The following is a 24,035-nucleotide window of genomic DNA, read 5'->3' as shown; positions in this document are numbered from 1 at the left end:
CGGCATGCAGACCCAGCGCGACCACGTCCACGCACACACCTTCATGATGGGCCGCCTCAGCTCCGCCCTCGTCGAGGGCGACCCGACCAGCGCGGAGATCCCGGGCCGCCGGGCGCTGACCGGCGTCCTGCTGGGCATCCTCGTCGTGGTGCTGGTGGCGGGCGGCTTCGCCGTCTACGGCTGGATCGTCCCCGGCGGCAGCAAGGCGTTCCGGCAGGCCGGCGCGATCCTCGTGGAGAAGGAGAGCGGCAACCGGTACGTCTACCTCGACGGCATGCTGCGTCCCACCCCGAACCTCACCTCGGCGATGCTGGTGCAGGGCGCGTCGGCCAAGGTCAAGCTGATCTCACAGAACTCGCTGAAGGACATCCCGCGCGGGCCGGCCATCGGTATCGCGAACGCGCCGCAGACCGTACCGGCGGCCAAGGACCTGGTGACCGGCCCCTGGCTCACCTGCCTGCCCGGCTCGGTGGTCGAGGACCCGGTCGACGGCCTCGGGGTCGACCTGGACCCGCGCGCGCCCTCCGAGCCGCTGCCGGCCGACCGGTTCAGCGTGGTCCGCGGCGGCGGGCGGACGTACCTGATCGCGCTGGGCCGCAAGTTCCTCGTGAAGGACGACGCCGTGCTCGTGGCGCTGGGTGCGGCGAACGTACGGCCCACCCGCGCGCCGCAGATGTGGCTCGACTGGCTGCTGGACGGCCCGGCCCTCGGCCCCGCGAAGATCGAGGGCGCCGGGTCGGACGGACCCGAGGTCGACGGGAAGCGCTACCCGGTCGGCACCCTGTTCCGGCAGCGCCCCGCCGTGGGCGACGAGCAGTTGTTCGTGCTGCGCCGCGACGGGCTGGCGCCGATGAGCCGTACGGAATTCCTCCTCGCCGACGCCGACCGCGGCGGCCGGCCGGTCGACGTGGACGCGGCGGCCATCGTGGACGCCCCGCGGTCGGCGGACCGGTCGCTGACCGACCGGCTGCCCGACCTCGCCACCCTGCGCTGGCAGGATGCCGGCGACCGGGTGCTCTGCCTGCGCCAGCAGCCCGTCGCGAAGGACGTCGTCGCGAGCATGCCGGTCCTGACCACCCGGGCCTGGTCGGCGGTGACCGACCAGGGCAAGCCCTACGTGTACGTCCGCCCGGCCACCGGCATGGTGGTGGCGCCCGTCCCGCAGGCGTCGCAGATCCGCGTCGAGGCCTCACTCATCTCCGATGAAGGGGTCGCGTACCCCCTCGCGGACCAGCAGACCGTCTCGGCGCTGAAGCTGGACAGAGCCGGTCTCGTCCCGTTCCCCCGGAGCCTGCTGGCGGCCCTGCCGCAGGGACCGTTGCTGAGCCGAGCCGCCGTCGCCGGCGGCTCAGGGAGGTAGATCGTCATGGCAACCGGCATCCGCAGCCTGCTCCGCGGCGGCAAGGGCGGCCCCGGCGGGGTCGTCCAGCACACCGTGGGCAACGCCCTCGTGCTGCACGCCGAGGACGCGATCAGCTCCGAGGCGCAGTCGCTCGCCCTGTCCGTCGTGGAGGACGCCGAGAACGACGTGGTCGTGCTCGACCTGGGCGCCGGCATGCCGATCAGCTCCTGGGAATCCATGGCCGGCGTGCTGCCCCGGCGGCGGCGCGGCATCCGGCTGGTGGCCTGCGGTCAGCACCGCAACGCCGCCGCCATGGCCGGGCAGTGGCTCTCCGAGCGGTTGAACCGTACGGTCATCGCCCCCGACGGCGACCTCGTCCGCGGCTCGGCCGGTGCGTTGTTCGTGCACTCCGCCCCGGGCAGCGGCTGGGTCCGGTTCCGCCCCGGCAAGCCCCCGACCTGGGACGCGAAGCGTTACCCGACCCCGGCCTGGGACCGGGCGGTGGTGGACCGCAAGGCGTCCAGCTCGACCGGTGAGATCGAGCCGTTGCCCGGCGGCGTGTGGATCCACGACGTCCGTGATCCGGAGATCGTCGCCGAGCACCGGGCCCGCCTGGTGGCCGACGTACCGTGCCAGCCGGAGACCATGACGGTGCTGCTGGGCTGCCCCGGCACCGCGCCGCTCTCGCTCGACGACGTGGTCCGGTTCTGGCGCGAGCTCGACGAGGACAGCCGTGCCCGTACCCGCTTCGTGCAGTACGGCGACGTCCGGCTGCCCGAGGGCGAGTCGTTCGGCCAGACCCTGGCGGACCAGCTCGGCACCAACATCATCTGCTACACCGGGGTGCCGGTGGGCGCGCCGCAGAAGTTCGAGATCCGCACCGTACGCCCCGACGGCGTGCTGGGCTGGGCGCCGTTCGCGCTGGAGCTCGGGTACGCGCCGCGGGCGCACCCCAACTCCAAGGCCCGCCGCCCGCTCGTGGTGAGTCACCGGCCGCCGCTGAAGTGGACCGAGGAGATCGCCAAGCGGGTCTACTGGTACGCCCCCGACGCCGTGGTCGAGGTGGTCCAGGCCGGCCTCTGGATCCGCTCGCCCGAGGAGCCGCCGAACGCGGAGCGGGTCCGGGCGGCGGCGCTCGACCCCGAGGGCAGCACGCTGATCTTCGACGACACCGTGGAGGAGCGGGCCGCCCGCATGCGTGAGCTCGCCGAGGACCTCGCGGCCCGGCTGGAGAGCAACGCGGCCGGCGCGAGCGTGCTGTTCCCCGCGTCCGTGCTGGTGCCCGGCGTACGCCCGGCCGGGCAGGCCCACGCGGTCCTCGGCGAGGAGACCGACGTACAGGTCATCACGGCGACCGTGCGGGAGAGCGCGCCGCCGCCGCAGCCGGTCGCCGAGATCATGCCGGCGCCGGTCGCGGAGCCGGTGCAGATCGCGCCCCCGGCCCCCGTTGCGGAGCCGGTGCGGTTCGCGCCGCCGGCCGTGCTGGGTGCGCCCGTGGTCTCGGCGCCGGTCGCGGTGCCGCAGCAGCAGGTCTCGGTGCCGCTGCCGGCGCGGCCGCAACCGGTCGAGCAGCCCGCGCCACCCGCTGCGGTGGAGGCTCCGGCGCCGCCCGCCGCCGTCGAGGCCCCGATGCCGGTCGCCGGGGTGGAGACCCCGCTCCCGGTCGCGCCGCCGATCGCCTCGGTCACCCCGCCTGCGCCGCCCGTAGCGCCGCCTGCGCCGGTCGCGCCGTCGGCCGCGCTCGAGGTCGCGCAGGTCGATCTGCCGGACCCGGCGGACATGGGCACCAGCAAGCTGCACACCCTGGCCCCGGACCAGCCGCCGGCGCCCACCTCGCCCGCACCCGTCGCGCCGGCACCGACCGCCCCGGCGGCGAAGCCCGCACCGGTGCCGCCCGCCGCCGCCGACGGTGGCGCCGCGGCCGACGGTGGCGCCGCGGCCGACGGTGGCGCCCGGCTGCAGGCCGTGCCGGCCTCCGAGGCGTCCGCCCTGCTGCCCCGGCGGCCGCTGGACGAGGAGCGCGGCTGGCTGCGCCGTACGCTCAGCCGCGAGTTCGACACCATGGCGAGCTCGGTGGCGCGGCTCATGTCCGAGCACCCCGGCATGCAGGGCGGCGGCTCGCTGACCGCCGACGACGTGCTCGCCGACTCCGTCGCGGTGCGGTTCTACCTCTCCCCGCGGGGCGCGGGCGTGGACGCGGGACTGCGGTCCGGCGGCAACGGCCCGCACGTGCCGTTCGCCCGGTGCGTGGCGTCCGGCCTGTCGCGGCTGCCGTCGTACCGGGGGACGACGGTGTTCCGCTCGTCGCCGTCGGCGCGCGAATGGGAGCTGTACCGCGAGCGCCGGCTCATCACCGACTGGGGCTTCGTCGCCGCGCTGACCGGGCCGTGCTCCGCCCAGGACGGCGACACCGACGTCCTGATCTGGTCGATGACGGGCCGGCGTACGAGCCTGCTGGAGCCCGAGGGCGACGAGCGGGCCGAGGACCGGGTGCTGTTCCTGCCCGGCACCAACTTCAAGATCCTGGAGCTTCGCGAGCCCGCCGGCGACCAGCGCGGCGCCGTGCTCATGCGCGAGATCGGGACGAACGAGATCGACGACAGCGGCCGGGTGGACGCCAACCGGGTCTCGCTGGACGAGCTGGCGGTCACCGCGCTGCGCCGCAGCACGGAGCGCTGGGCGGGCGCGGAGCCGCGCCGGCGGGTCGGCCCCGGTGCCGCCGGCCGGTTCGGTGTGCTGCCCGGCCTGGTCCCGCCCGCGGCCGCGGAGAGGAGCCGAGGATGAGCCGGCAGGTCCTGGTGGTGGGCGGTGGCGCCCCCGGCGCGCTCCCGACGATCGGCGCCGCCCTGGCGCGGGCCGAACGCGGGGCGACGATCAGCGTGCACCCCGGGCGGTACGCGGAGAAGCTCGTCGTCGGCAACCTCATCACGATCAGCGCGGAAGCCGGCGGCCCGGTCGAGGTGCACGTGGAGGAGGGCAGCGTGCTCTCCGTCCAGGGCGAGGGTGCGCAGCTGCGGGGCATCACGCTCTCCAGCGCCGACCCGAAGCTCGCGGCGGTCGACGTCTATTCCGGCGAGGTCGCGCTCGACAACTGCAAGGTCGTCGGCGCGGCGTGGGTCGCCCTGCTCGCGCGCCTGCAGGGTTCGGTCGCACTGCGCGGCTGCGAGGTACGCAACCCCGGCGGCGCGGGCATCGTCGTGGCAGCGCCCGGGATGAGCACGGTCGAGGACACCGCCCTGAGCGACATCGGCACCTCCGGCGTGGTCGTCTGCGACCACGGCTCGCTGACCCTGCGCCGCTGCACGATCCGGGACACGGTCGCGAACAGCATCTGCGTGAACGGCGACGCCCGCTTCACCTTGGAGAACTGCGAGGTCACGGGTGCCCGCAAACCGGCCCTGGTGGTCGAGCAGCGGGCCTGGGCCCGCATCAACCGGCTGACCGTACGGATGAGCGCGAACGTCGACGCCTTCGTGCGCGGTGACGTCGACATGGTGGTCACCGACTCCACCTTCACCGGCGCGGCGCTGCAGGCGGTGCACATCACCGACGGCGCCAAGCCGGCTTTCGAGCGCTGCACGTTCGCCGCCACCGGGCACACCGCCGCGCACATCTCCGCCAGGGCGGCGCCGGTCTTCACCGACTGCACGATCACCGACTCGAAGATCGGCGTCAACGCCGAGGGCGAGGCGGCACCGCGGTTCGCCGGGCTGACCGTACGCGGCACCACCGAGTCGCTGGCCGTCGCCGCGGCCAAGGCGGAGCTGACCGTGAGCCGGCTGCGCGCCGAGGTGAGCCTGGGCAGCGGGATCATCGTGCGCGACGACGCCACGTTGGACGGCTCGGACCTGGTGCTCGACACCGCCGGGGCGCCGGCGCTGGACGTACTCGGCGGCTCCCGGGCCACGGTCCGCGAGGCCCGGTTCGACGGTACGGGCGCCGCCGGCGTGGCCGCCTCCGGTGGCGCGACCGTGGACCTGCGGTCGGCGGTGCTCCGCGGCGCCGGCCTGCGCGTGGGGGACGCCTCCGTGCAGTTGCGCGACAGTGAGATCGCGCAGGCGTCGGCGGACGGCATCCTCGTGGGCTCGGGCGGCTCGGTCACCGCCGTGCAGGTCCGGGTGCGCGGCGCCCGCCAGGACGGGGTCCGCCTCGACCGTGGTGGCCGCGGCGCCTTCACCGACTGCGAGGTGCTCGGCAGCGGCACGGCCGGCTTCGGCGTCGACACCGCGGAGCCGGTGACCATCAGCCGGTGCGCCGTACGGGACAACGGCGGCGACGACGTCCGCCGGGGCGGCGACGCCCAGCTCACCGTCGAGGCGCTCGACACGGGCAGCCGGCCGGTCGCGCACGAGCCCGAGCCGGCCGCCCGGCACGAGGAGCGTGGCGAGCAGGCGGAGCCGGAGGCCGAGTCGGAGCTCAGCGCGCCGCTGCGCGAGCTCAACTCGCTGATCGGCCTGCGCGGCGTCAAGCAGGAGGTCACCGCGCTCATCAACCTCATCAAGATGTCCCAGGTACGCCAGCAGATGGGCCTGCCGATGCCGCCCATGAGCCGGCACCTGGTCTTCGCCGGCCCGCCCGGTACGGGTAAGACCACGGTCGCCCGCCTCTACGGCTCGGTCCTCGCCGAGCTGGGCATCCTCTCCAAGGGGCACATGATCGAGGCGGCCCGGGCCGACCTCGTGGGGCAGTACATCGGCTCCACCGCGATCAAGACCACCGAGCTGGTCACCAAGGCGCTGGGCGGCGTGCTCTTCATCGACGAGGCGTACACGTTGTCGGCGGGGTCGGGCGGCTCCGGCCCGGACTTCGGGCAGGAGGCCATCGACGCGCTGATGAAGATGATGGAGGACCACCGCGACGAGCTGGTGGTGATCGTGGCCGGCTACTCGGAGCTGATGGAGAAGTTCCTCGAGTCCAACCCCGGTCTCGCCTCCCGCTTCACGCGCACGATCGAGTTCCCGAACTACTCGGTCGAGGAACTGGTCACGATCGCCTCGAACCTGTGCAGCAAGCACTACTACGAGCTGACCGACGACGCGGTGGACGCGCTCACCACGTACTTCACCCGGATCCCGAAGAACTCGACGTTCGGCAACGGCCGGGTCGCCCGCAAGCTCTTCGAGGCGATGATCAACAACCAGGCCTCGCGCCTGGCCACCTCGCCGCCGGCCAAGGACACCGAGCTCAACCGGCTCACCGCGGAGGACCTCGCACCGGAACTGGCGCTGCTCGAGGACCTGCCGGTCGAGCAGTCGGCTCAGCCCGACGTCGCCACCAACCCCGCCGGTGCGATCAACGCGGCGCGTTCGTGGCGCCGCATGTGCGAGCTGGTCGGCGCGGCCTCGGTCCGCGACGCCGCCGGATCGGCCCTGCTCCAGCTGTGCGAGCTGCGCAACCGGCGCCGCGGGTACGGCAAGCACGGCAACGTGGTGATCAGCGGCCCGTCCGGCAGCGGCCGCAGCGAGTTCGCCCGCCTGTACGCCGCCGGGCTGTCCGAGCTGGACCTCGTCCCGGTCGGCCACCTGGTCCGGGTGTCGACCGGGCACGAGCTCGCGCCGCACTGGCCCGGGCAGGCCCGCAGCCTGGTCAGTGCGGCCCTGCGCGACGCCGAGGGCGGGGTGCTGGTCGTCGAGCACACCGACGACGGCAGCGGCCGGGGGACCGAGGCCGTCGAAACCCTGGTCGAACAGATGCGCGCCGGCATGGGCGACCCGGTCACGGTGTTCATCGGCGAGCCCGCGGCGCTACGGGAACTGCGCGCCGCGGTTCCCGCCATCGACGAGGTGTTCGGGCAGGAGTGGGCGATGCCGGCGTACAGCACCGCCGAACTCGCCGAGATCGTCGTGCGCCACCTGGTGCGCCGGGGCCATGAGGTGCCCGACGACGTCCGTGCCGCGCTGGCCGACCTCGCCGCCGGGCTGCCGGAGCGCACCGTCCGTGCGGCCCACCTGTTCTCCTGGGGGCTGACCCGGACCGCCGCATCCCGCACGCTGGCCCTCGCCGACCTCAACGGCCTGATGAACCGCGCCGAGCCCGGCCGGGCCGCCGCCCGCCAGCCCGGTGGCCTCGCCGCCGTCGGCTGACACCCTTTTCCGCAGGAGGAACCGTGACCGGTCCGAAGTTCGACTTCGAGGACATCGTCAAAACGGCACTGTCCTATCGGGACCAGATGGCGGCCGCCCGGTCCGAGCTGGAGCGCGCCCTCATCACCGGCCGCTCCGAGGACGGCACGGTCACCGTGCTGTGCAACGGCATGGGCAGGGTCAGCGCGGTCAAGGTCGATCCGCGGGTCTTCGACGAGCGGGACCGGGACAAGCTGCAGCAGGCGATCCTCGAGGCGATCCGCGCCGCGGGCACGAACGCCGGCAACCTCGTCGGCCAGCGCATGGGCGAGGTCGAGGTCAGCCTCTCCTAGCGACGTCGCGTTCCAGCAGGACCCCGTAGTCGTCCAGGCGGCGGCGGGTCCGGCGCAGGTCCCAGCGGGCGCCCAGGACCGTGTAGAGCTCCGCGGCCTCGGCGCCGTACCGGGCCGCCTCGTGCGGGCGGCGGTTGGCGGCGAGCAGCACGGCCGCGTCCTCCAGGGCCGCCGCGAGCTCCGGCACCCTGCCCACCGCCCGGTAGTGCGCGGCCGCCGCCAGCGCGGGCTCGGGGTCGTTGCCGACCAGTGCGCGGCACCGTTCGGCGGCGGCGAACGCGCGGGCGGGCCGCACCTCCTTGGCGGCCTCCTCCGCGCAGATGGCGGCCGCGCGCTCGGCGATGGGCGTACGCCCCAGCTCCAGTGCCAGCCGGATCGCGTCGGGGAGCCATTGGTGGCGCAGCATCATCGGGGCGTACTCGGGCACGAGCAGCGGGCCGAGCAGGTCCAGGGCCTCGGCCGGGCGGTGCTGCTGTTCCGCCACGAGCGCGCGGGCGACGAGCAGGAAGTCGCAGCTCTCGCGTTCGGCGTCGGTGGCCGGTCCGGTGTCGGCCGCGTCCAGGTGCCCGGCGGCGAGGTCGGAGTCGTCGCGGTGCGCGGCGATGAGCGCGGCGACGCCGTGCAGCAGCATGGTGACCGCGCCCGGCTCCCGCGTGCCCAGGAACGTGATACCCGGCGCGTCGTCGGTGACCGCGCTGACCTCCGCGAGCGCGTCGTCCCAGCGGCCCAGCCAGTAGTACTGCACCGCCGAGGCGACCTGGAGGCTGCCGGGCAGGCGGTGCCGGATCGCGAACAGGGCGGCCTCGCGCAGCGTCCGCTCGGCCTCGTCCAGCCGGTCCAGGTTCTGCAGCGTGAACATCCGGTTGTCGAGCAGGTCGAAGTACATGCCCGCGAAGTCCGGGTGGTCGCGCATGATGTCCAGCGCGCGGTCGACGTACTCGAGGGCGCGTTCGTGGTCGCGGCGGATCGAGTTGGTCAGCCAGGTGGTCTGCAGGGCGAAGGCGGCCTCGTACGGCTGCCCCGCCGCCACCGCCTCGTCGTACACCGCGCCGGCTGTGCGGTCGGCCCGGTCCAGGTCGTCGAGGCCGCCGCGACGGAAGTTGGCCAGCAGGACGCGGTGCCGCGTACGCCAGATCTCCGGCACCGCCGGGTCGTGCACCGCGTCGCTGAGCAGGGCCATCGCGCTGTCCTCGTCCCCGCGGCGGAACGTCATCGCGGCGAGCAGCTGCCGCATCTCGGCCCGGTCCGCGGGGTCGGTCGCGATGGCGAGCGCCTCGCGGGCCTCGTCCATCGGGTAGCGGTCGTAGCGGAAGTCGAGCTTGACCAGGGCGACGAGCAGCGTCTCCCGCTGCGCAGCCCCGGGCAGATCGGTGGCGAGGACCCGCCGCAGCAGCTGGTGCGCGATCCGCGGCACCCGCTTGACCACCTCGGCGTGGTGGGCGGTGAGCCACGAGACCACCCACGCGTCCACCACCGGCGTCTCGGCGGCGAGCTGCTCGGCCACCCGGGTCACCGGGCTGCCGCCGCGGTCCAGCACCTCCGCGGTGTGCCGGTGCAGGGTGGCCCGGACCTGGGCGGGGATGCTCTCGTACAGGGCCTGGCGCAGGAACGGGTGCCGGAACGCGAGGTCGGTGCCGGCGTCGACCACGACGTTGGCGGTCAGCGCCTCCTCGAGGTTGGCCATCAGGTCGAACGGGGAACGGCCGGTTACCGCGACCACGTCGTCGACCGCGAACTCCGCGCCCAGCAGGGCGGCCATCCGCAGCACTTCCTGGGTGTCGTCGCTGAGGAAGTCGAGCGTGGCCCGGACCACCGCGAGCAGCGAGCGCGGCGCGTCGATCCGGACGGAGTCGTCGATGTCGGCGCGGCCGTTCTCGATGCGGACCACCCCGCGGCGTAACAGCGCCGTGGTGAGCTCCCGCGCGCACAGGGGATTGCCGCCGGAGCGAGGGATGATCATGGCGAGGTTGGGCCCGACCGGGGCGCCGACCAGCTCGGCGATCAGCTCCTCGACGGCCTCCGCGGGCAGCGCGTGCAGCATCAGGACGTGTCCCTGCCGGGCCTGGACGCCGCGGCGCAGCTGGGCGAGCTCGCGGCCGTTGGGCTCCGGCCGGGCGGCGGCCACGAGCAGCAGCGGCAGCCGCCGGGTGGCGGCGACCAGGCGGTCCCAGAACAGCACGCTGGACTCGTCGGCCCACTGCAGGTCGTCGATCACCAGCACGAGCGGCGCGACCGCGCAGGCGGCCCGGACGTACGCGAGCACCCGGTCGGCCACGGCGGCGGGACCGGTGTCGTCGGAGTCGGTGCCGTGCAGCTCGGTCGCGAGGGCCGCCAGCCGCGGGTCCGACGAGGTGGTCTCCAGGCCGAGCGCCCGCGTCACCACCTGCAGCGGTACGTGCTGGTCCAGCTCGTCGGCGACACCCCAGGCCAGCTGGCACCCGGCGGCCCCGGCCTCGGCGAAGGCCGCGGTGAGCAGCTCGGACTTGCCGATGCCCGGTTCGCCCTCGATCCAGACGGCGGTGCCGTGCCCCTCGGCGACCTCGCGGACCAGCGCGCGCAGCTCCCTCAGCTCCGCCCTGCGCCCGACGAGCTGACGCCCGGCGACGCCGTCCTGCAGCGCCCGGGCGACCTGGGTGGGCACCACCTGCGGCACCGGCCGGACGGGCTCGGCGGGACCCTCCTGGATCAGGCGGTGCAGCTCGCGCAGCTCGGGGCCGGGCTCGACGCCCAGCTCGGTGATGAGCGTGCGGCGGGCGTTGCGGAAGGCCTCGAGGGCCTCCGCCTGGCGGCCGGTGCGGTGCAGCGCGCGCATCAGCAACTCGTGCAGCGGCTCGTGCAGCGGGTGGTCGCGGACCAGCCCGGCGAGGTCGGCGACCAGGCCGTCGTCGCCCAGCTCCATGCGGATCCGGGCGCGCTGCTCGACCGCGGCCAGGCGGCGCTCACCCAGGTGGGCGCGTTCCAGCTCCAGGCGGTTGACCGAGAGGCCGGCGTACGCGTCGCCGTGCCACAGCCGCAGTGCCTCGTCGAGCTTCGCCACGGTGCCGGTCAGGTCGCCGGCCGCCTGCAGCTCCGCCGCCCCGGCGCAGAGGGCCGCGAACCGTTCGCTGTCCACGTCGTCCGGGACCAGGCTCAGCGCGTACCCCGAAGGGCCGGAGGTCAGCAGCTCGTGGCCGGATCGCGACGATCCACGGGCGAGGCTGCGCCGCAGTCCCGAGATGTACGTGTACACGCTGCCGGTGGCGGTGGCGGGTGGCTTCTCGCCCCAGACCCCCTCGATCAGCTCGTCCCGCCCGACCAGTCGCCCCGCGCTGGCGGCCAGGACGGCGAAGAGCGCACGCTGTCGCGCCGGGCCCAGATCGATCTCCCGTTCGCCGAGCCAGGCCCGTACGGGGCCCAGCACCGACACCCGGAGCCGGTCGTCGGACGATGTCGCCACGTGTCCTCCGTTTCTCACTACGAGGACGCCTCAACCTCGGGGGACCACCGGTGTGTCACCGGATAACAGAAACCTCGTCGCCGAGCAGCGCGGCCCGCGACAGGTGCGGCACGGTCGGGTTCCCGGAGAGGTGTGGCCGCAACCGGGTGATCAGGATACGGAACCGGTCCAGCCACCGGACCGGGATGCGCCGTTCGCTGAGCACCGAGCGCGCGATCTCCGCCGCGGCGTCGTACTCGCCGCGCCGCTCGTGCGCGACCGCGGCCACCCAGCGCATCTCGCCCTCGAGGTCGAGGTCCGTCGTCCGCGCGGCCACCCAGTTGGCCTCCGCCACGGCGTTGACCCCCTGCCGCAGCAACAGGCGGGCCAGCCACGCGGTCAGCACGAGCCGTTCGCCGGGGTCGGCCACGTGCTGCGAGCGCACCCGCTGCAACACCGTGACGGCGATCCGGGGCGCGCGGCCGGCGAGCTGCTCGATGTGGTCGCTGAGCCATCGGGACACCGGGCCGTCCAGCGGTACGGGCCCGGCGAGCAGCTGCGCCACCACCCGCTCGGGGGGCCCGCCGGCGTCGGCGATGCGCTCGGCGAAGGAGCGGTGCAGCATCACGCGCAGCGAGGCCGGGGTGCCCTCGTGCAGCACGCGGCAGACCACGGGGTGCCGGAACGTCAGCCGGTCACCGGAGCGGGCCACCAGCCCGGCGGCGACCGCGGGCTCCAGCGCGCGGAGCAGCTCGCCGGCCGGCCGGCCGGTCACGGCGGCGACCTCGCCGACCGTGCAGTGCACGGGCTCGTCCCGGGTCGCGTCCTGCGGCGCCTGCTCCGCGGCCTCCTCCGCGTCGGCGGCGTTGAGGAAGGCGATCGCGCGCAGCAGCTGCCGGGTCTCTTCGGTGAACGAGGCCAGTTGCGTGCCGATCGCGGTGACCAGGTCGGCCGGGATGGCCGCGCGGTCGTCGCCGGTCCCGGCCGCGGCCAGGTGCCGCAGGTAGTACGGGTTCCCGCCGGCGTCGCCGAGCAGCCGCCGCAGCGTCTCGCCGTCCGGCGGCTCGGGGGCGACCGCCCGGGCCAGAGCCGTCGCCGCCTCGGCGGTCAGCGGTGCCAGATCCAGCACCTCGTCGGCCGGGATGCCGTCCAGCTCGGCGGAACCGGGGCGCGCCGCGGCGACGAGCAGCAGCGGCAGCTCGGCGGTGAGCTCGTGCAGCGCGGCCCACACCCGCAGCGTGCCGGGGTCGGCCCACTGCAGGTCGTCGGCGACGAGGATCAGCGGCGCCTCCTCGGCGGCCTGCCGGATCACCGCGACGGCCCGGCCGGCCGTGCCGGCGGTGACCCCGTCGAGGGTGTCCGCGGCGATCGTGAACAGCTGCTTGACGACCGTACGGGCCGCGTCGCCGGCCATGGCCGACTCGACGCACTCGAGCAGGACGCCCAGCGGCATGCGCTGGGCGAGCTCGTCGCCGACGGCCCAGCCGGTGCGGCAGCCCACCGGGGTCGCGCCGCGCAGGGCCACGGTGAGCAGCGCCGACTTGCCCATGCCGGGGGAGCCCTCGATCCGGATGCTGCGGCCCCGGCCGGCCGCGGCCTCGGCGGCGGCCCGGCGCAGGAAGCGCACCTCGGCGTCCCGGCCGACCAGCGCGGCACGGTCGGTGGCGCGCTGGAGTGCGGCCCCGGTCGCGTCCTCGCCGCTTGCGGCCGCCCGGGTGGGCCCGGAGCGCTGGGCCTGCAGCCCGAGGGCCTCGGTCCGCCGGCCGCTGGCGTGCAGCGCCGCCAGCAACATGTCCTGCAGGTTCTCCTGCAACGGGTACCGCTCCACGAGGCCGCGCAAGACCGTGACGGCCTGGTCGTGGCGGCCCAGCCCGCTCAGCACAGCGGCCTGCCGCTCGGCGGTGGCGAGCCGGAGCTCGGTGAGGCGCAGGCGCTGGGCCTCGGCGTACGGCCCCGGCACGCCGGCGAGCGCCTCGCCGTGCCACAGGCGCAGTGCCGACTCGAGGGCCGCGAGCTCGCCGTGCAGATCGCCGGCCCGGCGGCTGCGCCTGCTCTCCTCCCGCAGCGCCTCGAACCGGAAGACGTCGACGTCCTGCGGTCGTACGTGCAGACGGTAGGTCCCGCCACCGGAGGTGAGCAGCTGCCCGGCCGCCCAGCGGTCGCGGGCCGGCTCGAGAACCTGGCGCAGGGCGGACACATAGGTGTAGACGTTCCCGGTGGCGCTGGTGGGCGGGTCCTCGCCCCAGACCGCGGCGACCAGTTGCTCGCGGGAGACCGCGTGCCCGGCGTGCAGCGCGAGCACGCTGAAGACCGCCGTGCGGCGGGCCGAGCCGAGCGGCAGCTCGGTGCCGTCCCGCCACGCCCGCACCGGGCCGAGCAACCGGAGGTCGATGCCCTCGTGCTCTGCCGACATGGCTTCCCAACCTCGTCGTCGTGGGATCTCTCCCGCTCACCTCGACGGTTGAAATTACAAGCTTCCGCCCGCCGCCGACCAACGTCCCCGTCAGGTGCCTCGTGATGCGTCGCCGCGATCCGTCACGCGCGATGACATTTCTACCCCTGGCGCGCAAGGTTCCGATACCGCGCGGGTCGACCTGGTCTCCATTAATTCTTAACCGCGTCCGATCAACGACGCCAATCGACGCCCGTCTGTACCGATGGGTAACAGGCGGCGCCGGGGGCAAGAAAGGCGGTCGGCCAGGGCATCGCGGAGCGCGATGCCTTCCGGTGGGCCGCCGGTGCTGATGGACTTCCGGTGTGCCGCCCGATGCAGAGTCGTCCGCGCCCTTTGCCGGTGAGCTGTTCCTGACGCTCGCCGCCGAGGGTCGTCTGGTCGTGGACCCGGTCCGCGCGGACCAGGCGATCGCCGGTCTCGAGCGGACCCTGTCGCTGATCCGGGCGCGGTTGCGGATCATACGGATCTGGCAGCACTCGCCTCCGCAGCGTGTCGACGAGCTCCCCGACGAGCTCGCGAACGACGTGGTCGACGCGGTGTTCGCCGACCAGTTGGCGCCCGGCCGGCTCGAGCAGGCGGTCACGGAACTGCCGAAGTACATCGAGGCGCTGCGGCGTGCCCGCGGGCGCCGGCCCGGTGACCGCGCCGAATTCGACGGGCAATCCATCTTATAGATCGGCGTTGACCTGCGTCGATGTCTCGGGTCTTCACGATCTTCACGACACCTGGAGACGGCGTGAAGGTTTTCTGAAGGTGCCTTCCGCCACACTTGCCCCGCCATAACGACCAAAGCGGAGGTAGTAGTGGAACAGGTTCGGGTTGCCCTGCAGGCTTCGGACCCGCTCAGCCAGGCCGGCATCGCCAGCTATCTTCAGTCCCGGCCGGAGCTGGCGCTGCTGCGCAGCAGCGAGCGCGCCGAGGCCAAGGTCCTCGTGGTCTCCTGCGACCGGCTCACCACCGATGTGGTCGCGATGCTGCGGCGGTCGGCCGCCGAGATCGGCTCGCCGGTCGTGCTCATCACCAACGAGATCACCGAGAGCGAGCTGCTGACCGCGGTCGAGTGCCGGGTCGTCGCGATCCTGCCCCGAGTCGCCGTCACCGCCGAGCGGCTCGTGCACAGTGTGCTCACCGCGGCCAAGGGCGGCGGCGTCATGCCCCCGAACCTCGTCGGCGAACTCCTCAAACACATCGAGCGGCTGCAGCGCGACGTGCTCACCCCGAACGGGCTCAACGCCTCCGGCCTCACCCCGCGCGAGATCGACGTGCTGCGGCTGATGGCCGACGGGCTGGACACCAACGAGATCGCCGGCGAGCTGTGCTATTCCGAGCGGACGGTGAAGAACGTCATCTACGGCGTCACCCACCGGCTCAAGCTGCGCAACCGCTCGCACGCGGTCGCGTACGCGCTGCGCGCCGGCATGATCTGACGAGATGCGCAGCTCAGCGCCCACCGTCACGATCGGCAAGCACACCGTCGGCAACGCGCTCGTCCTGCACGCCCGGGAGCGGATCAGCTCCGAGGCGCAGTCCCTGGCCCTCGCCGTGGCGCACGACGCGGACAACGAGATCGTCGTCCTCGACCTGCACGACGACCTGCCCGTCGGCATCTGGGAGTCGGTCGCCGGCGCCCTGCACCGGCGGCGCCGCGGCGGCATCCGCCTGGTCGTGTGCGGCGCCCGTCAGGACACCTCGGTGCTCGCCGGCCAGTGGCTGTCCGACCGCCTGGGCCGGCCGGTCGTGGCGCCGTACGGGCACCTGATCCGGGGCGCATCCGGCGCGTTGTTCGTGCACGCCGCCGAGGGCAGCGGCTGGGTGCGGTACCAGCCCGGACGGCCGCCGCACTGGGAGGCGAAGCGGTATCCCCGCCCGGACTGGGACGCGGCCGCCGCCGAGTTCCTGCCCACGAGCGCTCACGGCGCCGTCGAGCCGCTGCCGGCCGGCGTGTGGATCCGCGACGGCCGGGACGAGGCCGCCGTACGCGCGCACTGGCAACTGCTGGCGTCGTCCGTACCGTGCCAGCCGCAGGCCTTCACGGTGGTGCTCGGCTGCCCGGGAACTCCGCCGTTGCCGCTCGACGACGTCGCCCGGTTCTGGCGCGGCATCGGCGACGAGGGGCGTGACCGGGCGCGTTTCGTCCAATACGGACCCGTGCAGCTGCCCGAGGGGGAAGTGCTGGGCCAAGCGCTCGCCGACCTGCTCGAACGGCCGATCGCCTGCTTCACGGGCGTACCGGTGGGCAAGCCGGAGCGCCCGCGCATCCACACCGTGGCCGAGGACGGCGCCCTGGGCTGGCAGGTGCTCGTCCGGGAACTCGGTTACCGGCCCCGGGCCGGCGCCAACGTGGCCGCGCCGCTGCCGCAGATCCTCAGCTACCGTGCGCCTCTCATGCTCGGCGAGGCCGCCGGGCCGCGCGTCTACCGGTACGCCGACGACGCCGTGGTCGAGATCGTCCAGTCCGGACTGTGGCTGCGCGACGCGACCGCACCCCGGTACGCCGACCGGATCCGCGCCCGCGTGGCCGACCCCCGGCACCCCGCGCTGATCGTGGACGACGCCGAACCCGCCCGCGTCGCGCGGCTCCGGGAACTGGCCGAGGACCTCGCGGCCCGGCTCGACCCGCCCACCCGCGACCGCTGCACGCTGCACCTCGCCTCCGCGCTGGTGCCCGTCGCGCCGCGGGTCGCCCCGGCCGCCGGCGAGCTCACCGACGGCCTGACGTACCGCTTCAGCGCCGCGGACCTGGCCCTCGACGAGGCGCCGGCCACGGTCGCGCCGCCGGCCGGGGAGGTGACCGGCCTGACCGTGCCGTCGCCCGAGCTGAAGACGCTCGGCTCCGGCTCCCGCGGCCGCGCCGGTGGAAGCCTGCAGCCGGCGGCGACTCCCGGGCCGCCCCCGGCGAGCGACCTGCCGGTCTCCCTCCCGCCGCCACCGGGGGCCGGCCGCACGGCGGAGGTCCCGCTCTGGGAGGAGTCCGTCGCCCCCGTCTCGCCGGCCGTCGTGACCACGGCGCCCGCGCGCTCCCGGCACGAAACCGCACCCGCACCTGCGCCGGCGTCCGTCGAGGCCGACGAGAACGCGCTGCCCTTGCGCGTCGCTCCGACGACCCACCGCCCCCAGCAGCACAGCGAGCCCTCGGTGCTTCCCCCCGAAACCGCCGAGCGCGTCCTGGTGGCGCTCGACCGGGCCCGGCCACAGGGCCCGATGTCCTTCCAGGCCGACCCCGACCCCGACGCCCGTGGCCTGCCCACCCCGGCCGGGCTCGCCGAGGAACGCGCGTGGCTGCGCGGCACGCTCACCCGCGAGTTCGACGCCGCCGCGAGCTCGGTGTCGCGGCTGCTGTCGGAGTACCCCGGGTTCCAGGCCGACCCGGACACGATGGTGGACGCGGTGGCCGTACGCCTCTACCTGTCCGCGGTGGGCGACGGTCTCGACGAGGCCCTCCGGGAAGGCGACGTGGGACCGCAGGTCCCGTTCGCCCGCTGCGTGGCCGCCGGTCTGCGCCGGCTGCCCTCGCACCGGGGCGCCACCTCGCTGGTGTCCGACCTGACGGCCGAGGAGGTCGCCCGGATCCGCGACCGCGGCGTGCTCACCGACTGGGGATTCACCCACGCGCTCACCGAGCCCCCGCTGAACCTGCCCGGCGAGCTCGACGTGCTGATCTGGTCCATGACCGCCCGGCGCACCCGGCTGCTCGAGCCGGAGGACGACCGCCGCGCCGAGTCACGGGTGGTGTTCCTGCCCGGCACCAGCTTCAAGGTGCTCGATGCCGTACTGCCCGGTCCCGACGTACGCGGCCGGCTGCTGCTGCGCGAGCTCGCCGCCGACGAACCGGACCGGGGCCGGGTGCCCTTCGACGACCTCGCCCTGAACTCGCTCAGCCGCGCCATGGAACAGGTCGGCAGCGCGGGCTCGTTCAGCCGGATCAGCCCGGCCGCCGCGACCCGGTTCGGGGCCGTACCGGGGCTGCGCCGGTGACCGCGAAGTCGATCTTCGTGGCGATCCCGGCGTACCGGGACAGCGAGCTGGTGCCGACCGTGCTGGACCTGTTCGCGAAGGCCCGCCACCCCGGCCGGATCCGGGTCGGCATCTGCTGGCAGCGCGCCGCCGGGGACGACCTCGGGCCGCTGCGCGGTGACCCGAGGGTCGCGGTGACCGAGGCCGACCACCGGTCCAGCCGGGGCGTCGGCTGGGCCCGGGCGGAAACCCTCCAGCTGTACGGCGGGGAGGACCACTACCTGCAGACCGACAGCCACCAGCGGTTCGCGCCGCACTGGGACGAGACGCTGCTCGACCAGCTCTCCCGGGCCCCCGGCGACAAGCCGCTGCTGTCCAGCTGGTGCCCCGGGTACACGCCGGACCGGCCACCGGCGCCCGCCGACCCGCTGCGCATGCGGTTCGACGCCTTCGACCCCACCGGCATGCCGTTCTTCGAGGCGGACCCGATCGCCGACTGGCGTGAGCGGGCCGAGCCAGTGCCCACCGGGCTCGTCTGCGGCCACCTGATGTTCGCCGCGGCGTCGTTCATTGCCGAGGTGCCCAACGACCCGCACATCTACTTCTACGGCGAGGAGATCACCACGGCGGTCCGCGCCTTCACGTGGGGGTGGGACGTCTCCGCGCCGACCCGTACGGTCATGTGGCACCTGTGGGGCGGTCACGGCCGGGTCCGGCACTGGGACGACCACAACGACCCCGCGGCCGGCCGCACCTGGTACGACCACGAGCTCAAGAGCCGCCGGCGCGTACGCAACCTGCTGCTGCACCCGGCCCCCGGACGGTACGGCGTCGGTCCGCACCGGACGGTCGCGCAGTTCGAGGCGTACACGGGACTGCGGTTCGCGGAGAACCGGTTCGAGCAGCCCACGCCATGCGCTCCCTGATCCGAGCCGACCTCGAACGCAGGGTGGCGAGCATCGTCAACGAGGAACGCCGCAAGGCGGGGCTGCCCCGGCTGACCACGGATCCGCTGCTCGCCGAGGCGGCCCGCGCCCACTCGGCCGACATGGCGGCCCGCGGCTACTTCAGCCACCAGTCGCCGGAGGGCACCACGGCCGGGCACCGGGTGGCGCTGACCGGGTACGTCTTCGCGCTCGTCGGCGAGAACATCGCCTGGGGGCACGAGAACGCGCGGCAGGTCATGACGGCGTGGATGCACAGCCGGGGGCACAAGGCCAACATCCTCAGCCCGGAGTACACCCAGATCGGCGTGGGCCTCGCCGCCGACCGCCGGGGCGTCCTCGTCTGGACGCAGAACTTCGCCATCCCCGGGTGACCGGCGGTTGCGGCAGGCCGCCCGATGGGTACGGGGACGGTATGGCTGTGACCTGGAAGCCCGTGGACGAGCACGGAACGCTGTCGGCGGAGGAGCGCAAGAAACTGCCGGACAGCGCGTACGCCTTCCCGGGCAAACGCAAGGAACCGCTCACCGACGCCGACCACGTCCGTACCGCCCTGGCCCGCTTCAACCAGGTCAAGGACGTCACCGACGCGGAACGGGACGAGGCGTTCGCCAACATCGAGGCGGCCGCCCGGCACTACGGGATCGAGCTGACCGAGAAGAGCTGGCGGGAGCTGGGCAAGCCGTGACGGGCGGGTGAGGGCTTGTAGCTTGGCGGCATGGCTGCTGCGAGGGGGATCCGGGACCGTTTCCGGGAGCAGATGCGCCGCGAGGTCAAGGAGGCGGCGCTGCGTCAGCTCGCCGAGGGCGGTCCGCACGCCCTCTCGCTCAACGCGATCGCCAAGGAACTGGGCGTCTCCGGCCCGGCCCTCTACCGCTACTTCGCGGGGCGCGACGCCCTGCTCATCGAGCTGGTGCTGGACGCGTACGCCGATCTGACCGCGGCCCTGACCGCCGCGCCGCTGCGGCCGGCCGGCCTGGCGGCGGCGTACCGGTCCTGGGGTGTCGCCCAGCCGCACCGCTACCGGCTGCTGTTCACCGGGCCGCTGCCCGGCTTCGACGCCTGGGACGAGCGGGTGACCGCGGCCGCCCGGGCCGCGATGGCTCCGCTGCTGCGGGCCGCCGGCGCCGGACCCGCCCCCGAGCCGGCGCTGGCCCGGCAGCTGCGCTCCTGGGCGGGTACGGCCGACCCCGCCGTGTCCCTGCACGCGCTGACCCTCTGGAGCCGCCTGCACGGCTTCGTCAGCCTGGAGATCGAGGGGCATCTGGCCGCGATGGGCCTCGAGCCGGACCTCGTCTTCGCCGCGGAACTGCGCGCCCTGGACCGATTGATCAGTAACTGACCTTCCGGGTGAGCAGTCGATTGCCGCACGATCCACGCCCAGAGTGCAGGAGTAGTCCGAGCGTGGAGTGATGCGACGTGCCCCCAATGATCCGAGTGGCGGTTCTCTTCGGCGGGCGTAGCACCGAACACGACGTGTCGTGCCGCTCGGCGGCGAGCGTCGTGCAGTATCTCGACCGGGGCCGCTACGAGGTCGTGCCGGTGCGCATCACCGTCGAGGGCGAGTGGATCGTCGGCGTGGACCGGGCCACGTCCGCCGTCGACGAGGCCGCGCTGCGCGAGATGACCCCGGAGCCGGACGGCTGGCGTCCCACCATCGTGGAGAGCCTGTTCCGTGCCCTGGAGGCGCTGCGCCACGTCGACGTCGTCATGCCGATCCTGCACGGGCCGTACGGCGAGGACGGCACGGTGCAGAGCGTGCTCGAGCTGGCCGGCATCCCGTACGTGGGCAGCGGCGTCCTGGCCAGCGCCACGTCGATGGACAAGGAGTTCACCAAGAAGATCCTCGCCGCCGAGGGCATCGCCGTCGCCGACGGTGTGGTGCTGCGCGACGACGCCGACGAGGTGACCGGCGCGGACCGGGCCGCCCTGGGGCTGCCCGCGTTCGTCAAGCCGGCCCGCGGCGGGTCCAGCATCGGCGTCTCCCGGGTCGACGACTGGGCGGCGCTGCCGGAGGCCGTCGAGGCGGCCCGGCTGTGCGACACGAAGGTGCTGGTCGAGGCCGGGGTGCCGGGCCGGGAGATCGACGTCGGCGTGCTCGAGCTGCCCGACGGGCGGCTGCTGGCCAGCCCGCCGCTGGAGATCCGGGTCGCCGACGACCACGGCTTCTTCGACTACGACGCGAAGTACCGCGAGGGGCTCACCGAGTTCGTCATCCCGGCCGACCTCGACGCGGACACGACGGCGTGGCTCAGCGCCGAGGCCGTACGGGTCTTCCGCACGCTCGGCTGCTCCGGACTGCTCCGGGTGGACTTCTTCGTCGAGCCGGGCAGGTCGCTCACGGTCAACGAGGTCAACACGATGCCCGGGCTCACCGCCATGTCGCAGTTCCCGCGGATGTGGAAGGCGGCCGGCACGCCGTACCCGGAGCTGCTGGACCTGTTGATCGAGACCGCGCTGGCCGGTGCCCGCCGGCCGGCGCCGGCGCTGCCGTCGTGACCCGGCCGGGGCCGGCCGACGGGTGGCTGCCCGGCGGCCTCGGCTCGTCCGCCGCCCCCGCGTGGGACGACGACGCGACCCAGGTGATCACCGCGGTGCGGGCGGCCCCGGCCCCGGTCGCGTCCCCGGAAGCGGCACCGGCCCCGGCTGCGCCCACGGCACCGGCCCCGGCTCCGGCTGCGCCCACGGAAGCGGCGCCGGCCACGGCCGCCGCCAAGCCGCGGGCCGGCTGGGCCGACGTGGCCAAGGGCGTCTGCATCCTGCTCGTGGTGATGTGGCACGTCATCATGAAGCACTACCTGCAGATCGACTGGCATCTGCCGGCCCCGATCCCGGGCCTGTGGGGCACCTTCGGCGACCAGCTGCTGCCGTTGCGCATGCCGGTCTTCTTCACGATCTCCGGCCTCTTCGCGGCGGCCGCGGTGCAGCGCTCCTGGGCGGTCACCGCCCGCAGCCGGATCGCGAAGTTCTACTACCTGTACGTGATCTGGTTCGTCGTGCACACCACGGTGCTGGCGATGGTGCCGAGCTTCGAGACGCTGGCCGCGCACAGCGCCCTCGACGTGCTCGAACAGGTGACCATCACGCCGACCAACCTGTGGTACCTGGTGGCGCTGGCCCTCTACTTCGTCGTCGCCAAGCTCAGCCGTGACCTGCCGGTGGCGGCCGTACTGGTGCCGGCGTTCCTGCTGTCCGCCACGGCGTCGGCCGGGCTGCTGGCGGCTCCGGGCAACCGCGGACAGCTTTACCAGAACCTGTTCTTCTTCCTCGCCGGGCTGCGGCTCAAGCCGTGGGTCGAGCGCTGGGCCCGTACGGCGAACCTGCGCATGCTGCTCGTCGGCGGCGCCGGCTACCTCGTGGTGATGGTGGCGCTGCGCCAGCTCGGCGCGAAGCAGTGGTTCGGGGTGTGGCCGGTGGTCAGCGCGATGGCCGTGGTCGTCGGCATCGCCGCGGCCGTCCAGCTGGAACGCCTGACCCGGATCGGCGACCTGCTGGCCCACCTGGGCCGCAACACGCTGCCGATCTACGTGATGCACATGCCGCTGCTGGCGCTGGTGCACGCGGCGCTGCTGCGGCCGTTCTCGTCGGCGGGCACGCCGATCCAGGTCCTGCTCGCGCTGTTCCTGCCGCTGGCGCTCACGGCGCTGCTCACCGGGGTGTGCCTGACCCTCAACGGCTGGATCCGCTCAGCGGGCGGCACCTGGCTGTTCGACCTGCCCTCCCGGAAGCGGCCGTCGGCGCCGGCCAAGCCCGCCGCACCCGTCGCACCGGTCGCCGGACCGCCCGTCGAAGCTTCCGCCGAGCCGGTGTGGGACGAGCAGCCGACGATGGTTCTCCCGCAGGTCAGGTGAGGTCGACACCGTGGGTCTCACGCCGCCAGAGCAGGCTGCACAGCACCTCGAGCCCTCGGTTGAGGTGCCGCCGGTAGGTGCTGAACGGCAGGCCCAGCCGTTCGGCTGCGGCCTCCTGCGTCGGGGCGCCACCCAGGTATGTGGCGATCAGCGCGCGATGCGACTTGAGCTGCCGGGGATCCTCGCCGAGATCGTCCAGCGTGGACTTGAGGGCCGTACGCACGGCGTCGACGGGGTCGGCCTGGGGCTCGGCCGCGGCCACCATCCGGCTGTGCACGAGCGGGTTCGTGGCGAGCAGGTCCGGCCGGCGCCACGACCGCAAGGCGTCGCGTACGGCCTGGTCGAACTCCGGGCGCGGCAACGACTCGACGCGCACCGGCGCGGCGAGCGCGGCATCCTGCTCCAGCCGGGCCAGGACGGCGTCGTGCCGGACCGGGTCACGCCACTTCAGCTCGGTGCGTACGGCGTTGCGCACGAAGGTCTCGACGCGGACGCCGGACGGGCCGTAGTCGGCGTACGGCAGCGCACACAGCCAGCGGAAGAGCTCGACCGGGTCGCCGTCGGCGACGGTGGCCCGCAGCAGCTTCTCGGTCGTCGTCCCGGCGTGCGCGCACACCTCCAGGGCGTGCCGGTGCGCGGCCGACGGCAGATCGCCGACGACCTGCCGGAGCAAGGCCTGCGCGACGGCCAGCCGGACGTCGTCGTCGTCCCTGCCGCTCGCGACCTCCTCGACGCCCAGCCGCAGCGCGAGCGGGTTGCCGCCGGCCAGGTCGAGCAGCAGCGGCTGCCGCGGGCGCGGCACGGCGTTGCGGTCGAGCAGCACCTTGGCCTCGCCCGCGGAGAGCGCGCCGACCTCCTGGACCCGCAGGACGGCGTTCCAGCCGGGATCGGCGGTCCATTCGACGGCCGGCGGGGTGCGGGCGGCGAGCACGACGACGCTGCCCACCGGCAGGCCGGGCAGGAACTCGTCGCGCAGCCACGCCTCGAGCGGCTGCCAGCGGTCGAACCCGTCGACGAGCAGCACCGGTCCCGCGCTGCCGGCCGGGGTGGGCGGTACGGCGGTCAGCAGGCCGGCCGCCATGTCGCCGGGTTCGTACCCGTCCACCCGGACGACCTGGCGGTTGGCGCGTTCCGCCTCGACCGCGTAGCGGCGCAGCAGCGTGGTCTTGCCGGTGCCGCCCGCGCCGTGCAGGTAGAGAACCGTGAAGACCTCACCGCCGGCGAGCGCGGCCCGGAACGCGGCCATCTCCGCCGCCCGGCCGACGAAGGCCCGGTTGCGGGCCGAGCGCAGGTACTGCTCCAGGCGCGTCACCGCGTGCTCCTCCCGAGCCCTGCCCTGCGGCGGCCCGCCTCGCGCCCAGCGCGGCGGGAGGCCGTGGACGTCTGCGCGGATCGTTGTTTCGCATCCGGTCTGCATCGTCGTACGCTTCTCCCCCCCGGGCGAGATCATCTCCGTCGGTCTCTTAACCGTGTCGTCCTGCCGCCAGTCGAGCACGCGTGTCGCCTCCGCCGTCCGGCTTCTGCCCCCGCGTGTGGACATCATGGCCCTTTCCGGCAAGTGCGTCGCGATCCGGACACACTCCGTGACGGAGACGGATTGATCAGAGAATGACCTTCCAATCGAGCAGGGACCTCCCGGAGCATGCGCCGGTGCTGAAC

The 24,035-nt window shown here is 74.1% G+C and carries 15 protein-coding genes and 1 pseudogene; 13 read left to right on the top strand and 3 right to left on the bottom strand.

Translation table 11 applies throughout. The features are described from left to right. Positions 1-4 precede the first annotated feature (4 nt). From eccB to COUCH_RS37085, 4 genes are read left to right on the top strand one after another with little or no spacing between them, the layout of a single operon-like run. Positions 5-1,360, top strand: a complete 1,356-nt coding sequence (gene eccB / locus COUCH_RS37100) for a type VII secretion protein EccB (RefSeq protein WP_249609794.1) — start codon at positions 5-7, stop codon at positions 1,358-1,360. A 6-nt stretch (positions 1,361-1,366) separates the two neighbouring features. After that, entirely contained in the window at positions 1,367-4,126 is a 2,760-nt protein-coding gene (locus COUCH_RS37095; protein WP_249609793.1) for a hypothetical protein, read from the top strand. Next, a complete protein-coding gene (locus COUCH_RS37090) occupies positions 4,123-7,425 on the top strand; it encodes a right-handed parallel beta-helix repeat-containing protein (protein ID WP_249609792.1) in 3,303 nt (1,100 codons plus the stop codon). The genes COUCH_RS37095 and COUCH_RS37090 overlap by 4 nt, the downstream gene beginning before the upstream one ends. 23 nt (positions 7,426-7,448) lie before the next feature. Next, positions 7,449-7,757 carry a YbaB/EbfC family nucleoid-associated protein gene (locus tag COUCH_RS37085; protein ID WP_249609791.1) on the top strand — a complete coding sequence of 103 codons (309 nt, stop codon included), beginning with the start codon at positions 7,449-7,451 and terminating at the stop codon, positions 7,755-7,757. Here COUCH_RS37085 and COUCH_RS37080 read toward each other — a convergent pair. Both COUCH_RS37080 and COUCH_RS37075 read right to left on the bottom strand, forming a co-directional pair. Then, on the bottom strand, positions 7,744-11,193 hold the full coding sequence (locus tag COUCH_RS37080) for an AfsR/SARP family transcriptional regulator (protein WP_249609790.1): 3,450 nt from the start codon (positions 11,191-11,193) through the stop codon (positions 7,744-7,746). The genes COUCH_RS37085 and COUCH_RS37080 overlap by 14 nt on opposite strands. A gap of 55 nt (positions 11,194-11,248) precedes the next feature. After that, positions 11,249-13,585: pseudogene (locus COUCH_RS37075) on the bottom strand (BTAD domain-containing putative transcriptional regulator). Between the two features lie 344 nt (positions 13,586-13,929). Here COUCH_RS37075 and COUCH_RS37070 point away from each other — a divergent pair. The 9 genes from COUCH_RS37070 (at position 13,930) to COUCH_RS37030 (ending at position 22,376) form a co-directional block, all read left to right on the top strand. Then, the gene (locus tag COUCH_RS37070) at positions 13,930-14,301 is read left to right on the top strand and encodes a hypothetical protein (protein ID WP_249609788.1); all 372 of its coding nucleotides are present in this window, start codon (positions 13,930-13,932) and stop codon (positions 14,299-14,301) included. A 129-nt stretch (positions 14,302-14,430) separates the two neighbouring features. Continuing rightward, positions 14,431-15,054 (top strand): helix-turn-helix transcriptional regulator, encoded by a 624-nt coding sequence (locus tag COUCH_RS37065; RefSeq protein WP_249609787.1) that lies wholly within the window; start codon positions 14,431-14,433, stop codon positions 15,052-15,054. Positions 15,055-15,058: 4 nt separating this feature from the next. After that, positions 15,059-17,602: a hypothetical protein gene (locus COUCH_RS37060; RefSeq protein ID WP_249609786.1), complete on the top strand. Its 2,544-nt coding sequence runs from the start codon at positions 15,059-15,061 to the stop codon at positions 17,600-17,602. Beyond that, entirely contained in the window at positions 17,599-18,507 is a 909-nt protein-coding gene (locus COUCH_RS37055) for a UDP-N-acetylglucosamine-transferase (protein WP_249609785.1), read from the top strand. The genes COUCH_RS37060 and COUCH_RS37055 overlap by 4 nt, the downstream gene beginning before the upstream one ends. Continuing rightward, positions 18,495-18,899, top strand: coding sequence for a CAP domain-containing protein (locus COUCH_RS37050; RefSeq protein ID WP_249609784.1), 405 nt, complete (start codon positions 18,495-18,497; stop codon positions 18,897-18,899). The genes COUCH_RS37055 and COUCH_RS37050 overlap by 13 nt, the downstream gene beginning before the upstream one ends. Before the next feature lie 41 nt (positions 18,900-18,940). Continuing rightward, entirely contained in the window at positions 18,941-19,213 is a 273-nt protein-coding gene (locus COUCH_RS37045) for a DUF6582 domain-containing protein (protein WP_249609783.1), read from the top strand. A gap of 30 nt (positions 19,214-19,243) precedes the next feature. After that, the gene (locus COUCH_RS37040; RefSeq protein ID WP_249609782.1) at positions 19,244-19,867 is read left to right on the top strand and encodes a TetR/AcrR family transcriptional regulator; all 624 of its coding nucleotides are present in this window, start codon (positions 19,244-19,246) and stop codon (positions 19,865-19,867) included. Positions 19,868-19,953: 86 nt separating this feature from the next. Next, positions 19,954-21,024, top strand: coding sequence for a D-alanine--D-alanine ligase family protein (locus COUCH_RS37035; protein ID WP_249609781.1), 1,071 nt, complete (start codon positions 19,954-19,956; stop codon positions 21,022-21,024). After that, positions 21,021-22,376, top strand: a complete 1,356-nt coding sequence (locus tag COUCH_RS37030; protein WP_249609780.1) for an acyltransferase family protein — start codon at positions 21,021-21,023, stop codon at positions 22,374-22,376. Before COUCH_RS37035 ends, COUCH_RS37030 begins: the two co-directional genes overlap by 4 nt. Here the strand turns inward: COUCH_RS37030 and COUCH_RS37025 are convergent. Further along, positions 22,369-23,688: a hypothetical protein gene (locus COUCH_RS37025; protein WP_249609779.1), complete on the bottom strand. Its 1,320-nt coding sequence runs from the start codon at positions 23,686-23,688 to the stop codon at positions 22,369-22,371. The two genes, COUCH_RS37030 and COUCH_RS37025, sit on opposite strands and share 8 nt — an antisense overlap. Positions 23,689-24,035: the final 347 nt, after the last annotated feature.

The sequence above is a fragment of the Couchioplanes caeruleus genome (assembly GCF_023499255.1).
GTDB classification, from domain to species: domain Bacteria; phylum Actinomycetota; class Actinomycetes; order Mycobacteriales; family Micromonosporaceae; genus Actinoplanes; species Actinoplanes caeruleus_A.
This window is presented reverse-complemented; position numbering and strand designations above follow the sequence as displayed.

Excerpts from the sequence above, each read along its gene's own strand:
- COUCH_RS37040 (WP_249609782.1), top strand. The coding sequence starts at position 19,244 with ATGGCTGCTGCGAGGGGGATCCGGGACCGTTTCCGGGAGCAGATGCGC.
- COUCH_RS37090 (WP_249609792.1), top strand. The coding sequence starts at position 4,123 with ATGAGCCGGCAGGTCCTGGTGGTGGGCGGTGGCGCCCCCGGCGCGCTC.
- COUCH_RS37035 (WP_249609781.1), top strand. The coding sequence starts at position 19,954 with ATGATCCGAGTGGCGGTTCTCTTCGGCGGGCGTAGCACCGAACACGAC.
- COUCH_RS37045 (WP_249609783.1), top strand. The coding sequence starts at position 18,941 with ATGGCTGTGACCTGGAAGCCCGTGGACGAGCACGGAACGCTGTCGGCG.
- COUCH_RS37050 (WP_249609784.1), top strand. The coding sequence starts at position 18,495 with ATGCGCTCCCTGATCCGAGCCGACCTCGAACGCAGGGTGGCGAGCATC.
- eccB (WP_249609794.1), top strand. The coding sequence starts at position 5 with ATGCAGACCCAGCGCGACCACGTCCACGCACACACCTTCATGATGGGC.
- COUCH_RS37095 (WP_249609793.1), top strand. The coding sequence starts at position 1,367 with ATGGCAACCGGCATCCGCAGCCTGCTCCGCGGCGGCAAGGGCGGCCCC.
- COUCH_RS37060 (WP_249609786.1), top strand. The coding sequence starts at position 15,059 with ATGCGCAGCTCAGCGCCCACCGTCACGATCGGCAAGCACACCGTCGGC.